This window comes from Bradyrhizobium sp. IC4059, assembly GCF_020193615.1.
Classification (GTDB): Bacteria; Pseudomonadota; Alphaproteobacteria; order Rhizobiales; family Xanthobacteraceae; genus Bradyrhizobium; species Bradyrhizobium yuanmingense.
This window is the reverse complement of sequence record NZ_JADYVH010000007.1, coordinates 114,841-130,091: the sequence shown is the minus strand read 5'-3', so window position 1 is coordinate 130,091 and position 15,251 is coordinate 114,841. Positions and strand designations below refer to the sequence as shown.

Annotated in this window: 11 protein-coding genes and 2 pseudogenes; 6 read left to right on the top strand and 7 right to left on the bottom strand. The window is 64.3% G+C overall.

Translation table 11 applies throughout. The features are described from left to right. Window positions 1-18 precede the first annotated feature (18 nt). Entirely contained in the window at window positions 19-1,041 is a 1,023-nt protein-coding gene (locus tag I6F12_RS22535; protein ID WP_225157238.1) for an ABC transporter substrate-binding protein, read from the bottom strand. 153 nt (window positions 1,042-1,194) lie between these two features. Here I6F12_RS22535 and I6F12_RS22530 point away from each other — a divergent pair, with 153 nt between their 5' ends. The 4 genes and pseudogenes from I6F12_RS22530 (at window position 1,195) to I6F12_RS22515 (ending at window position 5,922) form a co-directional block, all read left to right on the top strand. Then, window positions 1,195-2,001 (top strand): creatininase family protein, encoded by an 807-nt coding sequence (locus I6F12_RS22530; RefSeq protein ID WP_225114611.1) that lies wholly within the window; start codon window positions 1,195-1,197, stop codon window positions 1,999-2,001. Window positions 2,002-2,141: 140 nt separating this feature from the next. After that, window positions 2,142-2,405 (top strand): hypothetical protein, encoded by a 264-nt coding sequence (locus I6F12_RS22525; RefSeq protein WP_036014244.1) that lies wholly within the window; start codon window positions 2,142-2,144, stop codon window positions 2,403-2,405. Window positions 2,406-2,612: 207 nt separating this feature from the next. Then, a pseudogene (locus I6F12_RS22520) lies at window positions 2,613-3,449 on the top strand (DUF1194 domain-containing protein); the annotation flags it as partial. A gap of 502 nt (window positions 3,450-3,951) precedes the next feature. Then, entirely contained in the window at window positions 3,952-5,922 is a 1,971-nt protein-coding gene (locus I6F12_RS22515) for a carbohydrate porin (protein ID WP_109141692.1), read from the top strand. Window positions 5,923-5,930: 8 nt separating this feature from the next. On the opposite strand, the gene I6F12_RS22510 is transcribed toward I6F12_RS22515, so the two are convergent. Both I6F12_RS22510 and I6F12_RS22505 read right to left on the bottom strand, forming a co-directional pair. After that, window positions 5,931-6,662 carry a sulfite exporter TauE/SafE family protein gene (locus tag I6F12_RS22510; protein WP_225148524.1) on the bottom strand — a complete coding sequence of 244 codons (732 nt, stop codon included), beginning with the start codon at window positions 6,660-6,662 and terminating at the stop codon, window positions 5,931-5,933. Window positions 6,663-6,778: 116 nt separating this feature from the next. Then, complete coding sequence (locus tag I6F12_RS22505; RefSeq protein WP_225148523.1) at window positions 6,779-8,854, bottom strand: HAMP domain-containing methyl-accepting chemotaxis protein; 2,076 nt, start codon at window positions 8,852-8,854, stop codon at window positions 6,779-6,781. 242 nt (window positions 8,855-9,096) lie between these two features. Between I6F12_RS22505 and I6F12_RS22500 the strand changes: the two genes are divergently transcribed. After that, the gene (locus tag I6F12_RS22500) at window positions 9,097-10,392 is read left to right on the top strand and encodes a hemolysin family protein (RefSeq protein ID WP_225157237.1); all 1,296 of its coding nucleotides are present in this window, start codon (window positions 9,097-9,099) and stop codon (window positions 10,390-10,392) included. A 178-nt stretch (window positions 10,393-10,570) separates the two neighbouring features. Here the strand turns inward: I6F12_RS22500 and I6F12_RS22495 are convergent, their stop codons facing one another. From I6F12_RS22495 to I6F12_RS22485, 3 genes are all read right to left on the bottom strand, one after another. Further along, a complete protein-coding gene (locus tag I6F12_RS22495) occupies window positions 10,571-10,810 on the bottom strand; it encodes a PilZ domain-containing protein (protein ID WP_225157236.1) in 240 nt (79 codons plus the stop codon). Between the two features lie 98 nt (window positions 10,811-10,908). Next, window positions 10,909-12,534 carry an FMN-binding glutamate synthase family protein gene (locus I6F12_RS22490; RefSeq protein ID WP_225157370.1) on the bottom strand — a complete coding sequence of 542 codons (1,626 nt, stop codon included), beginning with the start codon at window positions 12,532-12,534 and terminating at the stop codon, window positions 10,909-10,911. Window positions 12,535-12,969: 435 nt separating this feature from the next. Then, on the bottom strand, window positions 12,970-13,743 hold the full coding sequence (locus tag I6F12_RS22485) for a ferredoxin--NADP reductase (RefSeq protein ID WP_036014229.1): 774 nt from the start codon (window positions 13,741-13,743) through the stop codon (window positions 12,970-12,972). 373 nt (window positions 13,744-14,116) lie between these two features. Here I6F12_RS22485 and I6F12_RS22480 point away from each other — a divergent pair, with 373 nt between their 5' ends. Next, window positions 14,117-14,917 carry a RimK-like protein gene (locus tag I6F12_RS22480; RefSeq protein ID WP_225157235.1) on the top strand — a complete coding sequence of 267 codons (801 nt, stop codon included), beginning with the start codon at window positions 14,117-14,119 and terminating at the stop codon, window positions 14,915-14,917. A 177-nt stretch (window positions 14,918-15,094) separates the two neighbouring features. On the opposite strand, the pseudogene I6F12_RS22475 reads toward I6F12_RS22480, so the two are convergent. After that, window positions 15,095-15,209: pseudogene (locus tag I6F12_RS22475) on the bottom strand (amino acid ABC transporter substrate-binding protein); the annotation flags it as partial. Window positions 15,210-15,251: the final 42 nt, after the last annotated feature.

Below are 15,251 nucleotides of genomic sequence, written 5' to 3'. Positions count from 1 at the left end.
CGTGCCTGATCTCAACATTTACGGCTTGTTCGGGCGCAGCTCGACGCCGACGCCCTTGTTGACGAAGCGCAGCGTGTAGGATTTGCGGTAGTCGAGATCCGCCTTCACGACCCCGGCCTTGACCATCTTGTTGAAGAAGGAGGCATAGCGCTCGTCGCTCATTGCGCCGATGCCGTTCTTCAAGCTGTCGCCGGAATCGACGATGCCGTGCTCCTTCATCTTGACGACGGAATAGGCCAGGAGATCGTCGGTCATCTCCGGGTTGAGCTGCTTGATCAGGGCGTTGCCGGCGGAATTGTCCCGGTAGAGGTAATTGTACCAGCCGATCATGGAGACATCGACGAAGCGCTGCACGAGGTCAGGCTTCTTCTCGACGATCTCGCGGCGGGTTTCGATCAGCGTCGAATAGGTGTTGAAGCCGTAATCAGCGAGCAGCAGCACATTGGGCTTGAAGCCGGCGGCCTTCTCCACCGCAAACGGCTCGGAGGTGACGTAACCCTGCATCGCGCTCTTCGGGTTGGCGATGAAGGGCTGCGGATTGAAATTATAGGGGCGGACGTTCTTGTCGCTGAAGCCGTATTCGGATTTCAGCCACTGGAAGTAGCTGGTCATGCCTTCCTTGGAGACGAACAGCGTCAGCGGCTTGAGGTCCTCGATCTTGGCGACCTTGGCGTCGGGCTGCGTCAGCATCACCTGCGGATCCTTCTGGAAAATCGCGGCGATGGTGATGACGGGAACGTTGTTGGCGACGGCATCGAACGACATCAGCGTGTTCGCGGCCATGAAGAAATCGATCTTGCCGGCGATCAGCAGCATCCGGTTGTTCTCGTTCGGGCCGCCAGGGACGATGGTGACGTCGAGGCCGTATTTCTTGTAGGTGCCGTCGGCGACCGCCTGGAAGAAGCCGCCATGCTCGGCCTCGGCGACCCAGTTGGTGCCGAAGGTGACCTTGTCGAGCGTTTGGGCGCGCGCCGGCGCAAAGGAGGCAAGAGCGGCCAACAAGCCCGCAACTAACGCTCGCCGCAGATGAAAGGGGGTCATATTGGCACTCCGTCGATCGTGGCTGGCCCAATCGCGACTGGTCCGGGTGAAGGCAACGCGATAGAACCGCATGACATCAGGGGATGCGAGCCGCCCGGGCCCGCATCCCCTCATACCGCAAATTACGTGACAAATTCGGGCAAGGAAACCTCGATGACGCCCTCCCGCGACTGGATCGACATCGACTGGGCTGATGCGAGCCCGGACGAGGCGTCGCGCTGGATCGCGGTGCTGCCGCTGGCGGCAACCGAGCAGCACGGCCCGCATCTGCCGCTGACGACGGACGTGCTGATCGCGGACGCCTACCTCGCACGTGTGCGCCAGCTGTTACCCACCAGCATTCCGGCGAGCTTCCTCCCGGTCGAACGGGTCGGGATTTCGACCGAACATATCGACTATCCGGGCACGCAGACGCTGCCGACTGAAATCGCGCTGAGGAAATGGGCAGCGATCGGCGCGGACGTTGCACGCCGCGGCGTGAGGAAGCTCGTCATCGTCACCAGCCATGGCGGCAACAGCGCGGCGATGATGCTGGTCGCGCAGGACCTGCGCGCGCATCACAAGCTGTTCGTGGTGACGACGTCGTGGTCACGGCTCTCAGGCGCCGACAAATTGTTCCCGGCCGATGAAGTGCGGCACGGCATTCACGGCGGCGCGGTCGAAACCTCGATCATGCTGGCGCGCTATCCGGATCAGGTGCACAAGGATGCGATCGCCGATTTTCCCGCGAGCAGCATCGCGATCGAGCAGCAGTATCGCTGGCTGTCGACGCAGCGGCCGGCGCCGTTCGCCTGGCAGGCGCAGGATCTCAACACCAGCGGTGCCGTCGGCAACGCGACGCTGGCGCAGCCAGAGAAGGGCGAGCAGCTGCTCGATCAGGGCGCGACGGCGTTCTGCGAGCTGCTGGGTGAGGTCGATAACTTCGACGTGAACAGGCTTGCCAAGGGTCCCCTCGGCTAGGGGGCATCTTCCTGGATTCATTCAGGAAAGATCTATTCTTCGCGAGCACGTTTGCAGTCTTCGAACCGGACGCGAGCAGCCTCCGTCCAACTGGGCACGCGGGCCACAACGGACCGCCTCAACCCCGGATGGAGTTTCACATGTCGATCAAGACCAAGATTGCCGCCGCAGCTCTCGCTGCTCTCACTGTTGCCGGCAGCATCGCATCCACCACCACCTCGGCCGAAGCCAAGCAGCCCGGCTGGGTCTGGGGTGTCGGTGCCGGCATCGCCACCGCCGCCGTCGTCGGCTCCGCGATCGCCGCCAGCAACGATCCCTATTACCACGGCTATCACCGCTGCGGTTGGGTCGCCCAGTACAACGCCTTCGGCCAGTACGTCGGCCGCGTTCGCACCTGCTACTGATCTGAATATCTGAGGCCGATCTCCACGTGGATCCCGCGTCCGACACGGGCGCCTCATCCACCCCGTGTCGTGCCCCCGACCCCGCCCGGCTGTCCCCCCGGGCGGGGTCATTCGTGTTGCGGCCAGAACAGCCCATGATGAGTCGGACAACCCTTCCGATTGCACGTTCCGCGTGTCAGGATACGAATGGGTGGCTGGAGGGCGAGCGTGAGTTGGCAGATCTCAATTGGATCGATCCTGATTGCGATCCTGACATCGACACAGGCATGTCCCGAGCCGGCCTCACAGCCGCTAACGGCGACCCAGGGCGACAGCCGCCCTGCCGTAGACCTCGAGCTCGTCATCGCAGTCGACGTTTCTTACTCAATGGAGCCGGATGACCTTGCAGCCCAACGCGAAGGCTATGCCAAGGCCATCGTCTCGCAGGAGTTTCTCCGGGCGGTGCGAGCCGGTCCTGCCGGCAAGATCGCGCTGACCTATTTCGAATGGTCATCGACCAGCGACCAGAAAATTGTCGTTCCCTGGCGACAGATCGACGGGCCGGGAGCGGCTGAGGCGGTCGCAACTGAAATCACCAATGCACCGATCCGCCGCGGTTCGCGCACCTCGATTTCAAGTGCAATTAAGTTCGCCGCCTCGCTATTCGAGCAGAACCCCTACAGTGGTCCGCGCCGTATCATCGACGTCTCGGGCGATGGCCCCAACAGCAATGGCGATCCGGTCACCTCAGCGCGCGACAAAGCGTTGCAGCAAGGCCTCGTCATCACAGGCCTGCCGGTCATGACCAACGCAACACCCGCTGCTCCGACAGACTTTCAGCATATCGACCATATCGATTGGTACTACGAGGATTGCGTGATCGGCGGCCCGGGTTCCTTTGTCGTACCGGTCACCGATCGCGAAAATTTCAAGGAGGCGATCCGGACCAAGCTGACTCTCGAGGTGGCGGGCCAAACGCCAGATCAATCGCCTGCCCCCTCTACGGACAAGGAGCCGCGCGTTCTCTGCACGATCGGCGAGAAACTCTGGCAGGAGCGCTGGGGCGCGATCACACCGGGGAGCAATAGTCCGGCCATGAGCAAACCGGCGGCGAGCAGTCAGTCCAGCAAGGATGACGCGCTGCTCGACAAGAAGATCAAGGGCATCTGCCGCGGCTGCTAGGTCCTTCCGCGGGCCGGGAACCGGCCATCGCCCCCCATGGCCCACCCATCCCTGACAGGTCCTCCCGCAAGCGGCCGGGCTCCGCTCGGGCTGTTCAGGTTGCTGAGCAGAGGGGCGATGTTGCAGCCGCGTCACATAGTGGTGCGAACTCTCCTCTATGGCGATGGGGATCAGTTGCTATTGCGAATTATTCGCAATAAGGCTTGTCGCAGATTCAGGAGCTTGGGACGAAGTCGAGGCGAATCGAGACCATCCCGGCCGGTCGCCTCGAACGCGGAGGCCTGGTGACAGAATCGCCGCGACCCGGCAGGGATATCGCGGCGGGTGGGACACATTCGCGTTTGGGGGCGTGCGTTTGGCGTTGAGAGGTCACAGACACCGGTGCTTGCGAACGGCCGCGGCGATTGCCACGGGCGTGCTGGCTTTTCCGACCGCCGGCCGCGCGGCCGATCTGCCGCTGAAGGAGCCGGCCTTGAGAGCGGTCTATGACTGGACCGGTCTCTATATCGGCGCGCATGCCGGCTACAGCCGCGGCTCGTCGCGCTTCGCGCTGAACGACGGCACCGCACTCGGCGACAGCGGCGTCTTCAGCGGCATGATCGGCGGCGTGCAGGCGGGCTACAATTACCGCCTCAACTCCGGCTGGCTGGTCGGCGTCGAAGGCGATTTTACGTTTCCCAACTACATCACCTCGAACTCGATCGTCTCGTTCCTGGCAACGCCCGCCAACACCGTCACCCAGCAATGGGACTACGCCGCGAGCGTGCGCGGCCGCGTCGGCTACACCAGCGGTCCCTGGCTCATCTATGCCACCGGCGGCTTCGCCTGGATGGGCGAGCGCTATTTCGACGCGCCGGCCTCCGGCGCCGAAATCCCGAAGATCCTGAACACGCGGCCCGGCTGGGTCGCAGGCGCCGGCCTCGAATACGCCTTCGCGCCGCATTGGAGCGCGCGGCTCGAGTATCTCTACAGCCGCTTCGACGGCGCCAACGTCGCCTTCTCCACGGGCGCGCAATACACGTCCTCGTCGCTCGACTTCCAGCAGGTCAGGCTCGGCCTCAACCGCAAGGTCGATTGGCCGGGCCTGCCTAGCTATGATCCGAAGAGCTCACTGATCGACACCGAATCGGACCGCTGGGAGATTCACGGCCAGACCACTTATCTTCCGCAAGGCTATCCATCCTTTCCCGCGCTCTATACCGGGCCGAACTCGCTGTCGCCGTCGCGGCAGGCCAAAGCGACCTGGAGCAACAGCCTGTTCCTGAACGCGCGGCTGTGGGACGGCGGCGAGGTCTATTACAATCCCGAGCTGCTGCAGGGATTTGGGCTGAACGACACGGTCGGTGCGGCCGGCTTCCCGAACGGCGAAGCGCAGAAGTCGAACTTCCCCTATCCGCACTACAACACCTCGCGCCTGTTCGTGCGCCAGACCTTCGGCTTCGGCGGCGAGCAGGAAGAGCTCGCGAGCGGTCAGCTGCAGCTGGGGCAGAAGGTCGACGTGTCACGCCTCACGATTCAGGCCGGCAAGTTTCCGGTGATCGACGTGTTCGACGGCAATGCCTACGCCAAGGATACGCGCCGGGACTTCATGAACTGGTCGATCTGGGCGCCCGGCGCCTTCGACTATTCCGCCGACAAGGTCGGTCTCACCTACGGCGTCACCGCCGAGCTCAACCAGAAGCAATGGGCGCTACGCGGCGGCTATTTCCTGATGGTCTCCGAGTCCAACGCCAATCACTTCGACACCAGGGTCGGGGAGCGCGGTCAATATTTGCTCGAGCTCGAGACGCGCTTCTCGCTGTTCGGACGGCCGGGCAAGCTCAGGACCATCGGCTGGCTCGATAGCGCCAACATGGGCAGCTTCCGCGAGACGCTGGACAATCCCGCGCTCAATCTCGACATCGCGCAGACCCGGCGCGGCCGCCTGAAGTACGGCTACGTGCTCAACCTCGAGCAGGCGATCACCGACGATGTCGGCCTGTTCGGCCGCTGGAGCTGGAACGACGGCAAGACAGAAACGCTGGCCTTCACCGACATTCATCGCAGCCTGTCCGGCGGCGTTTCGATCAAAGGCACGACTTGGGGCCGACCCGACGACGTGATCGGCGTCGGCGGCGCGATCAATGCGATCTCGCAGGATTATCGCGACTTCCTCGCCGCCGGCGGCCTTGGTGTGCTGGTCGGCGACGGCGCGCTGAACTACCGCAAGGAACGTATCCTTGAAACCTATTACGCCTATGCGGTGAACAAGAACATCACCCTCACCGCCGACTACCAGCTCATCGTCAACCCCGCCTACAATGCCGACCGCGGACCGGTGTCGGTGTTTTCGGGGCGGCTGCACGGGGAGTTCTGAGCTGCGGCTCAGAACAGAAGCGTCACACCCGAGACGAACAGCAGCGCCAGCACGATCTTGCGGAACGTGGCCTCGTCGATCCGGCCGAACAGTTTCAGCCCGAGCCACGTTCCGGCGAACAGAAACGGCAGGCCGAGCGCGAACAGCTTCGCGGTGTCTGATGTGAGCGATCCCTTGGCACCGAGCCAGAACGCCGCCATGGCGAATACCACGACAGCGACCGGTTGGAACGTGGCGCGCTGCGCGTCCTTGGGCAGGCCGCGCAAATTGCACCAGATGGTGACGAGGATGCCGGCAAGGCCCGTGAGCCCGCCAAGCAGGCCGTTGACGAAGCCAACCGCCATGTCGGCGGCCGGCGGCATGACGGCCGCGAGTTTGAGCTGCGGCCGGAAGAATGCATAGAGGCTATAGGCGATCAGGATGGCACCGACCGCGATGCGAACACTGTTGGGATCAGCCCAGGTCAGGAGCGACACCCCGGCCGGCACACCGATGATTGCACCGACGATGAAGGGCCACAGCCGGCGCCAGTCGAGGGCGCTGCGCAGCTTCCAGACCGAATAGCCCTGCACCAGAAGGCCGAAGCCGACGATCAGGCTGGCACTCTGAAGCGGTGTCAGCACGTAGAGCCACAACGATGCCGCGACCAGGCCGAAGGCGAAGCCGGAGAGGCCGGCGACGAACGCGCCGGCGAAGGTGGCCAACAGAAAAAGCGGAAGCTCGATTGCGATCCCGTCCATTGCTCGCTCCACGGATAAGCGAGCAGCGCTTGCGTGGGATCACCACTTCACGGGGAGGCTGCGACATCCCCGGGATGCAAGTCTAGGTGAAGCGACCTTCTTGCACAATGACCTTGTTATGCCGCGCGGATCGCATCGAGGAATTTTCCGACCTCGGTCTTGAGCCGGCTGCTTTCGCCCGAGAGCGACCTTGCCGATGCGAGCACGTTGGAGGAGGCCGATCCGGTTTGGCTCGCGCCGCGCTGCACGTCGACGATGCTGGCGGAGACCTGCTGGGTGCCGCGCGCGGCCTGCTGCACGTTGCGGGAAATCTCCCGCGTCGCTGCGCCCTGCTCCTCGACCGCCGCGGCGATTGCGGACGCGATCTCGGACATGCGGGAGATGGTATCGCCGATCGATTTGATGGCGCCGACGGAGTCCTCCGTCGCCGTCTGGATGCCCGAGATCTGCTGGCTGATCTCGCCGGTGGCCTTGGCGGTCTGCTCGGCCAGCGCCTTGACCTCGGACGCGACGACGGCGAAGCCGCGACCGGCCTCGCCGGCGCGCGCCGCCTCGATGGTGGCGTTGAGCGCCAGAAGGTTGGTCTGGCCGGCGATCTGGCTGATGAGCTCGACGACGTCGCCGATCCGGCCTGCGGCCCTGGCGAGCTCGCCGACATGCTCGTTGGTCCGCCCGGCCTGCTGCACGGCCTCGCCGGCGATGCGCGCGGAATCCTGAACCTGACGGCTGATCTCGTCGACCGACGAGGCCATCTCCTCGGCCGCGGCGGCAACGGTCTGCACGTTGGTGGAGGCCTGCTCGGATGCGGCCGCAACAGTCGCCGTGACCTTTTCCGATTGCTCGGCCGTGCTCGTCAGCGTTCCCGCGGAGACTTCCAGCTCCGAGGATGCCGACGAGACGGTGTTGATGACGTCGCCGATCATGGCTTCGAACTCGCGCGCGATCTGATCCATGCGCTGGCTGCGCTTCAGCTTCGCTTCCGCCTCGATCGCGGCCGCCTCGTCGGCGGACTTCTTGGCGAGCAGCGAATCCTTGAAATGCTGGAGCGAGCCGGCGACCTGGCCGATCTCGTCGCTGCGGCCCGTCGCGGGAATCTCGACCTCGTGCTGCCCGGCGGCGAGCGCTCCGATCACGTCGGCGATCCGGCCGAGCGGCGTCACCACGCGCCTGCGCAGCATGATGGTCACGCCACCGAGCGTGCCGAGCAGGGCCAGCACGGCGACGCCGGCGAGCGCGAGCATCGCCAACGCGCCGTCGCGAGCGGCCGAGGCGCGCTCGGCGGCTTCCGCCAGCGCAGCGTCGCGCACGCCGTAGAACATCTGGATGGCCGGCACGATGATCTTCGCCAGCTCGTCGGCGGTGCCGGCGTACTTACCGTCAGTCCGTGCTGCAGGAATCTCCTTGTCCACGGCAACCGCGGCTTTTCCAAAATAGGATTCCGTAGCCGCCTTCAGTGCGGTGGCGATGCGGACGGGATTTTCGAGCTGTTCGAGACCGGCCTCGATGCGCTCGCGATCGACCTCCACGCGCCCCTGCATGCGATCCATCAGCGACAGTTCGGCCGCGGTGAGCGGACGGCGCGCAGTGAGCGCCGGGGACAGCGTGGCCGCGCGGCTGCCGGCCGAAACGCGCAGATCCTGCGCCGTCCGCGCCAGGTTCAACAGCGCCGCAAGCGAGGAATCGGCGTTGATGACCTTCGCCTCGAGCTTGTTCATGACCGGTTCGATGTGGCCGATGACCTCGGCAACGCCGGGGAGGAATCCCTTGGTCGCGGCGCCGTCGCGCGCCGCCAGCGGAACGCTCATCGCGCGATCGGCCGCCGTGGTGACTTCCTTCAGCCGCCGCGCGGCACGGTCAAGATTCTCGGCGATGGCGCCGCCGCCGTCCAGCACCATGACGGCGCGCCTCGCGGCCTCGAAGCCCTCCTCGGCCGTTTTCGCGGCCTTCGCGGCAACTTCGAGCTGCGCCTGCGTTGCAGCGCCTTCCTGGAAGATCGGTCCGATATAGGGAGCGCGAAGGCTGGCGACGTGCTGGTTGGCCAGCAGCGTCGCGCCAAATGCCTCCACCGTCTTGATCGCATCGGAGCGATCGGTGAAGATGCGCGCCTGCGGTATTAGCACCTCGGCGCCGAGGATGACTGCAAACACCGTCACCGTCAGCATCGACAGCGCGAAAAGCTTTCCGATCCGCATCCTCAGGTCCCCGGGTCTATTCTTGCAAGGGCAAAAGCTAGCGGGCGGCCACTAAGGGCTCGTTAAGCAACGATCCGTAGTTCCGCGGGGTGTCAAGTCGTCGCGGACGCCTTTGGGAACGCCGTCGCGCACGGGTTCCCTTTCGGCGACGAATAAGCAGAATCGCCAGCACTTCCGCACTGAATACCTATATCAGTGGCTTGCCGGCAGCCCGGCCACACTTGCTTACCTCCGGAACGTCAATGCTTTCGCTCGAACTCGCCATCGTCGTCGTCCTGATCGTCATCAACGGCCTGCTCTCCATGTCGGAGCTGGCCGTGGTGTCATCGCGCCCAGCGCGGCTGTCGCTGCTCGCGGCCAAGGGCGTGCGCGGCGCCGAGCGGGCGCTGACGCTGGCGGCCGATCCCGGCAAGTTCCTCTCGACGGTGCAGATCGGCATCACGCTGGTCGGTGTGCTCTCCGGCGCGTTCTCGGGCGCGACGCTCGGGCAGCGGCTGACGCAATGGCTGCTCGAGCTCGGCCTGTCCAAGGGCATTGCCGACATCGTCGGCGTCGGCATCGTGGTCACGCTCATCACCTACGGCACCTTGATCGTCGGCGAGTTGGTGCCGAAGCAGGTGGCGCTGCGCGATCCTGAAAGCATCGCGGTGCGGGTCGCGCCGGCGATGCACGCGCTTGCGAAAATATCGCTGCCGCTCGTGTTTCTGCTCGACGTCTCCGGCAAACTGATCCTCACGCTGCTCGGCCGCGGCGGCAAGGCCGAGGAAAAAGTCTCGGAGGACGAGATCCATCACCTCGTCAGCGAGGCCGAGAGCGCAGGCGTGCTCGAGCCGGGCGAGAAGGAGATGATCGCCGGCGTGATGCGGCTGGGCGACCGGCCGGTCGGCGCGGTCATGACGCCGCGCACCGAGGTCGACGAGATCGATTTGAACGACGATCGCGCCGCCATCCGGGAGATCATCGCCAAGAGCCCGCATTCGCGCTTTCCCGTCTCTGACGGCGACCGCGACAAGCCGATCGGCGTGCTGCAGGCCAAGGATTTGCTGATCGCCTATATGAACGAACGCAGCCCGGACTTGCGCGCGCTCGTGCGCGAGGCGCCCGGCATCCCGGTGTCGGCAGATGCGCGCGACGTGCTGACCATCCTGAAAGCGGCCCCGGTTCACGTCGGGCTCGTCTATGACGAATACGGCGCCTTCGAGGGCATGGTGACCGCCGCCGATATCCTCTACTCGATCGTCGGCGCCTTTCATTCCGAGGAGGGACCGCCCGAGCCGGCCTTCATCAGGCGCGACGACGATTCGCTGCTGGTCTCCGGCTGGATGCCGGTCGACGAGTTCGGCGAACTGCTCGGCATCGAGCTGCCGCCGCATCGCTACAACACGGTCGCAGGCCTCGTGCTGCAACAATTCAACATGCTGCCCAATGTCGGCGATGCCTTCGATTTCGGCGGCTGGCACATCGAGGTGGTCGATCTCGACGGGCGAAGGATCGACAAGATATTGGCGAGCCGATTGACTGAGGTCGAGACGGGGTAGCAGGTGACGGCGCACCCACTTTTCCTTCTCCCCTTGTGGGAGAAGGTGGCGCGAAGCGCCGGACGAGGGGTTGTCTCCGCACATTCAATCGAAAATTGGATTCGCGGATAGAACCCCTCACCCGTCTCGCCGCTACGCGGCGAGCCACCCTCTCCCACAAGGGGAGAGGGAAACATCATCACCCGAACCTCACCCCGATCCGCTTTTCCTTGCGCCAGACCACCGTGCAGGTCCGATGCGTGCCGTCGGCCTGGACGAACAGGGTGAAATGATCGGGAATGCCGATGGGGCTGGTGACGTCGAGTGCGGCGCCGGTATCGGAGAGATTGCGGACGGTGCAGTCGATCGCGCCGCCGCCGAACTCGATCGTTCCGGCCTTCAGCACGCGATGTCGGGCCTTGTCGCGTCGCTCGTCCATGGGGCGAATCTACACCCAAAGTTGAACCAGCCGTTAAACCCTACCCTCCGCTCTCGGCAATTTGAGGTCCCTGGCCTACGGCAGCCGCAGCCCGCATCTTACAACGCCGGCTGGAACGTCTCGGCGCGCGCCATCTGCCAGGCGTCGCGGAAGCGCGGGTCTTCCGTGCCTTCGAGCAGCTCCCCCGGACGCAGCGCCGGATAGAGCTGCGCGAACGACTTCACCTGGGTCGTCGACGTCCGTTGGCTGAAATGGATCGGCCGCAGCTGCTGCGGATGTTCGAGCCCGGCCGCGGCAATCAGCTCGGTCAGCGAGTGCAGCGTCGCATGGTGATAATTGTGCACGCGGTCGATCTTGAGCGGCACGTAGAGCGCGCGCGCCCGCGTCGGATCCTGCGTCGCCACCCCGGTGGGGCAGCGGTCGGTATGGCAGCTCAAGGACTGGATGCAGCCGAGCGAGAACATGAAGCCGCGCGCCGAATTGCACCAATCGGCGCCGATCGCCATGGCGCGCGCCATGTCGAAGGCGGTCGCGATCTTGCCGGAGGCGCCGATCTTGATGCGGCCGCGCGCATTGATGCCGACCAGCGCGTTGTGGACGAAATTGACGCCCTCGCGCATCGGCATCCCCAGATGATCCATGAACTCGAGCGGCGCGGCACCGGTGCCGCCCTCATTGCCGTCGACGACGATGAAATCAGGATAGATTCCGGTCTGAAGCATCGCCTTGCAGATCGCCAGGAACTCCCAGGGATGGCCGATGCAGAGCTTGAAGCCGGCCGGCTTGCCGCCCGAAAGGCGGCGCATCTCGGCGATGAACTGCATCATGCCCACGGGCGTCGAGAAGGCGCGGTGCGAGGCCGGCGAGATGCAGTCCTCGCCCATGGCGACGCCGCGGATCTTGGAGATCTCCTCGGAGACCTTGGCCGCCGGCAGCACGCCGCCATGGCCGGGCTTGGCACCCTGGCTGACCTTGAGCTCGACCATCTTGATCTGGTCGTCGCCGGCGACGCGCGCGAACGCTTCGGGATCGAAGCTGCCGTCGAGATGACGGCAGCCGAAATAGCCCGAGCCGATCTCCCAGATGATGTCGCCGCCCATCTCGCGGTGATAGGGGCTGACGCCGCCCTCGCCGGTGTCGTGCGCGAAACCACCCTTTTTGGCGCCGGCATTCAGCGCGCGCACGGCGTTGGGGCTGAGCGCGCCAAAACTCATCGCCGAGATGTTGAACACCGAGGCCGAATAGGGCTTTGCGCAGTCCGGCCCGCCGATCACGACGCGGAATTTCTCCGTCGCATGCGCCTTCGGCGAGACCGAGTGATGCATCCACTCATAGCCCTCGCGATAGACGTCCTCCTGGGTGCCGAAAGGACGCTTGTCGAGCTCCATCTTGGCGCGCTGATAGACCACCGCGCGGGTGTCGCGCGAGAACGGCATGCCGTCCTTCTCGCTCTCGAAGAAATATTGCCGCATCTCGGGGCGGATCTCTTCGAGCAGGAAGCGGATATGCGCCGAAATCGGGTAGTTGCGCAGCACCGCGTGGCTCTTCTGCAGGAGATCGCGGACGCCGAGCAGGGTCAGCGCGCCGAAGATCAGGATCGGAATCAGCAGGATGTCGAAGATCTTGCCGTCGGAGATGCCGATGCCGATCAGGAGCGCGGTGACCACCGCGCAGATCGTCAGCACGATGAAGCGCGGCGAGAAGGGCAGCAGCAGGGTTTCCATGATCCCCTCCTCCGCCAGCGGCAGGCGTTTCGGGGATGCATGCGTCTTGTTGTCGTCGGCCACGATTCCGATCCTCTCGCCAGCAGAAGGCGTCACGATACGCCCGCGCCTGTCATACGGATATGACGCCGCCCTTGTTTCAGGCTAGCGAATTCGGCCGAGACAAATCAATCAGCCGGATGGACGGATTTTGCGGTGCAGCAGAGGGAGGAGGCGACAGCCGCCACTGAAACTCAGTTGTCGTCCCGGGCAAGCGTCAGCGCAGACCCGGGATCCATAACCACGGGATTACGTGGTGAAAGAAAGCTGTCACTCCGAGCCGTCGCATAACCACGTCCTGTGGCTATGGGTCCCGGATCGGCGCGCGCTTGGGGCGCGCTTGTCCGGGAGGACGAGTGAGTGTGGCGCGCGATCGCGCCACTTCCTCAGCAAAACTCAGCGCTCGACGAAGGCCTTCTCGATCACGAAATGGCCGGGCTTGTTGCCGCTTCCTTCGACGAAGTCGCGGCTCTCGAACATCTGCTTCAGCTCTTCCAGCATCGCCGGGCTGCCGCACATCATAATGCGATCGGTTGCGATGTCGAGCGGGCCCTGCCCGATGTCGTTGAAGATCTGCTCGGAGCTGATGAGGTCGGTGATGCGGCCGCGATTCCGGAACGGCTCGCGGGTCACGGTCGGATAATAGACGAGCTTATCCGCGAGCAGCTCGCCGAACAGCTCATCCTCGCGCAGGGTCGCGACCAGCTTCTCGCCATAGGCGAGCTCGGAGACCTGACGGCAGCCATGCACCAGCACGATGGACTCGAACTGGTCGTAGACCTCGGGGTCCTTGATCAGGCTGGCGAAGGGCGCAAGGCCGGTGCCGGTCGAGAGCAGCATCAGCCGCTTGCCGGGAAGCAGGTTGTCGGTGATCAGCGTGCCCGTCGCCTTGCGGCCGACCAGGATGGTGTCGCCTTCCTTGATCTTCTGCAGGCGCGAGGTCAACGGACCGTCCTGCACCTTGATCGAGAAGAACTCGAGTTCTTCCTCGTGGTTGGCGCTCGCCATGCTGTAGGCCCGCAGCAGCGGCCGGCCATCGACCTCGAGGCCGATCATGGCGAACTGGCCGTTCTGGAACCGGAAGCCGGTATCGCGGGTGGCGCGGAAGCTGAACAGCGTGTCGGTCCAGTGGTGGACGGAAAGAACCTTCTCTCGGTAAAACGCGCTCATGATTTTCGATATTCCGAATAACTGCGGTTTTAGGGCAAAAGCGTTGCCCGGCCCTGAAATCGGGGCGGCACCATTTGCCATGGCGGAGGATTTCGCGTGTGTGATCTACGCCATTGAGACCAATAATCAACCTAGTTTCGGATGCAATTGATGCCGGTCAAACCGGCATTTGCGGCAGAACTGGTCACATCATTAAGGAATCTGCTGCCTGGCGCGCGCGGAGGATAATATCTTTTCCCTCCCGGCCTTCATTGCAGCACTTAATTTCCGGCGCGCTCGCAAGAATTTCATTAAGAATAGCTCTGATTTTCAGCCGGTTTGGCGCCGATGCCCGCATTTTTGCGGCTTTTGGCGACAGGAATGACGAAACACCATGGCAAGCGGCGAGCGGATCTTCGTTCAGGCGATCAGGCGGTATTGCGCGGAGAGGGGCATCGCGGTCGATGTCCGCTCCGACGGCTGGCTGATCGCAATGCGCCGGGGGCCGCGGCGCCGTTTCGCCTTCGGCTACGACATCGGCCTCAACAGCGCCATCGCCCATCGCCTCGCCAATGACAAATCGGCCACCGCCGAGGCGCTGACGCTGGCGGAGGTGCCCTGCGTTCCGCATCGGCTGTTCCTCAACCCGAAGCTGGGCGTGCATGTCGCCGGCGCCGATTGGCGCGAGGGGATGCTGGCGCAGCTTGCCCAAAACCCGCAGGGCGTGGTGGTGAAGCCGAACGAGGGGACATCGGGGCGATCGGTGTTCAAGGTGACGACGGAGGCGGAGCTCGACCACGCGGCCGACGAGGTCTTTTCGATGAGTACCGGGCTCGTGATCTCGCCCTTTGTCGCGATCGAGGAGGAGGTCCGCGTGGTCCTGCTCGATGACATGCCGCTCGTCGTCTACAGCAAGCAGCGCGGCTCGGATTGGCGGCACAATCTCGATGCCGGCGCAAAGCCGGTGTTGCTGGAGGACGGCGAAGTCCGCGCGGCCTGCGCAAAGCTCGCGATCGATGCCGCGTGCGCCATCAGCATCGTCTTTGCTTCGATCGACGTGGTTCGCGTGAACGGCGAATGGAAGGTGCTCGAGATCAATTCCGGCGTGATGATGGAGGCGCTGGGCAAGCTGCACCCGGAGCTGGTGCAGGCGGCGTATGACGCGGCGTTCGACCGGGTGTTTGATAACAATTAGCTGCGAAGCACACTGCACCCTCTCCCCTTGTGGGAGAGGGTGGCTCACCGCGTAGCGGTGAGACGGGTGAGGGGTCTCTCTCCGCGCGCGAGCCTCTCGCAACAGGACTCGCGGATGCAACCCCTCATCCGGCGCTTCGCGCCACCTTCTCCCACAAGGGGAGAAGGGAAGTAAGCGCTAATTCTTCGCGCCCGGGGAATCGTCCATCGCCTTGAACGCCTCCTCCAACTGCAGCGAGATCGGCACGTTCAGGCGCTCGCCTGTGGGCAGTCGCGCGGTGAACCCATTTGTTTGTGGAAGGCGCGCTCGACGCAACACGCCTTGCGTGCGGCCG

What these genes read in the sequence shown, in the direction of transcription:
- I6F12_RS22535 (WP_225157238.1), bottom strand. Translation starts at nt 1,041, where the DNA reads ATGACCCCCTTTCATCTGCGGCGAGCGTTAGTTGCGGGCTTGTTGGCC.
- I6F12_RS22530 (WP_225114611.1), top strand. Translation starts at nt 1,195, where the DNA reads ATGACGCCCTCCCGCGACTGGATCGACATCGACTGGGCTGATGCGAGC.
- I6F12_RS22525 (WP_036014244.1), top strand. Translation starts at nt 2,142, where the DNA reads ATGTCGATCAAGACCAAGATTGCCGCCGCAGCTCTCGCTGCTCTCACT.
- I6F12_RS22510 (WP_225148524.1), bottom strand. Translation starts at nt 6,662, where the DNA reads ATGGACGGGATCGCAATCGAGCTTCCGCTTTTTCTGTTGGCCACCTTC.
- I6F12_RS22505 (WP_225148523.1), bottom strand. Translation starts at nt 8,854, where the DNA reads ATGCGGATCGGAAAGCTTTTCGCGCTGTCGATGCTGACGGTGACGGTG.
- I6F12_RS22500 (WP_225157237.1), top strand. Translation starts at nt 9,097, where the DNA reads ATGCTTTCGCTCGAACTCGCCATCGTCGTCGTCCTGATCGTCATCAAC.
- I6F12_RS22495 (WP_225157236.1), bottom strand. Translation starts at nt 10,810, where the DNA reads ATGGACGAGCGACGCGACAAGGCCCGACATCGCGTGCTGAAGGCCGGA.
- I6F12_RS22490 (WP_225157370.1), bottom strand. Translation starts at nt 12,534, where the DNA reads ATGGAAACCCTGCTGCTGCCCTTCTCGCCGCGCTTCATCGTGCTGACG.
- I6F12_RS22485 (WP_036014229.1), bottom strand. Translation starts at nt 13,743, where the DNA reads ATGAGCGCGTTTTACCGAGAGAAGGTTCTTTCCGTCCACCACTGGACC.
- I6F12_RS22480 (WP_225157235.1), top strand. Translation starts at nt 14,117, where the DNA reads ATGGCAAGCGGCGAGCGGATCTTCGTTCAGGCGATCAGGCGGTATTGC.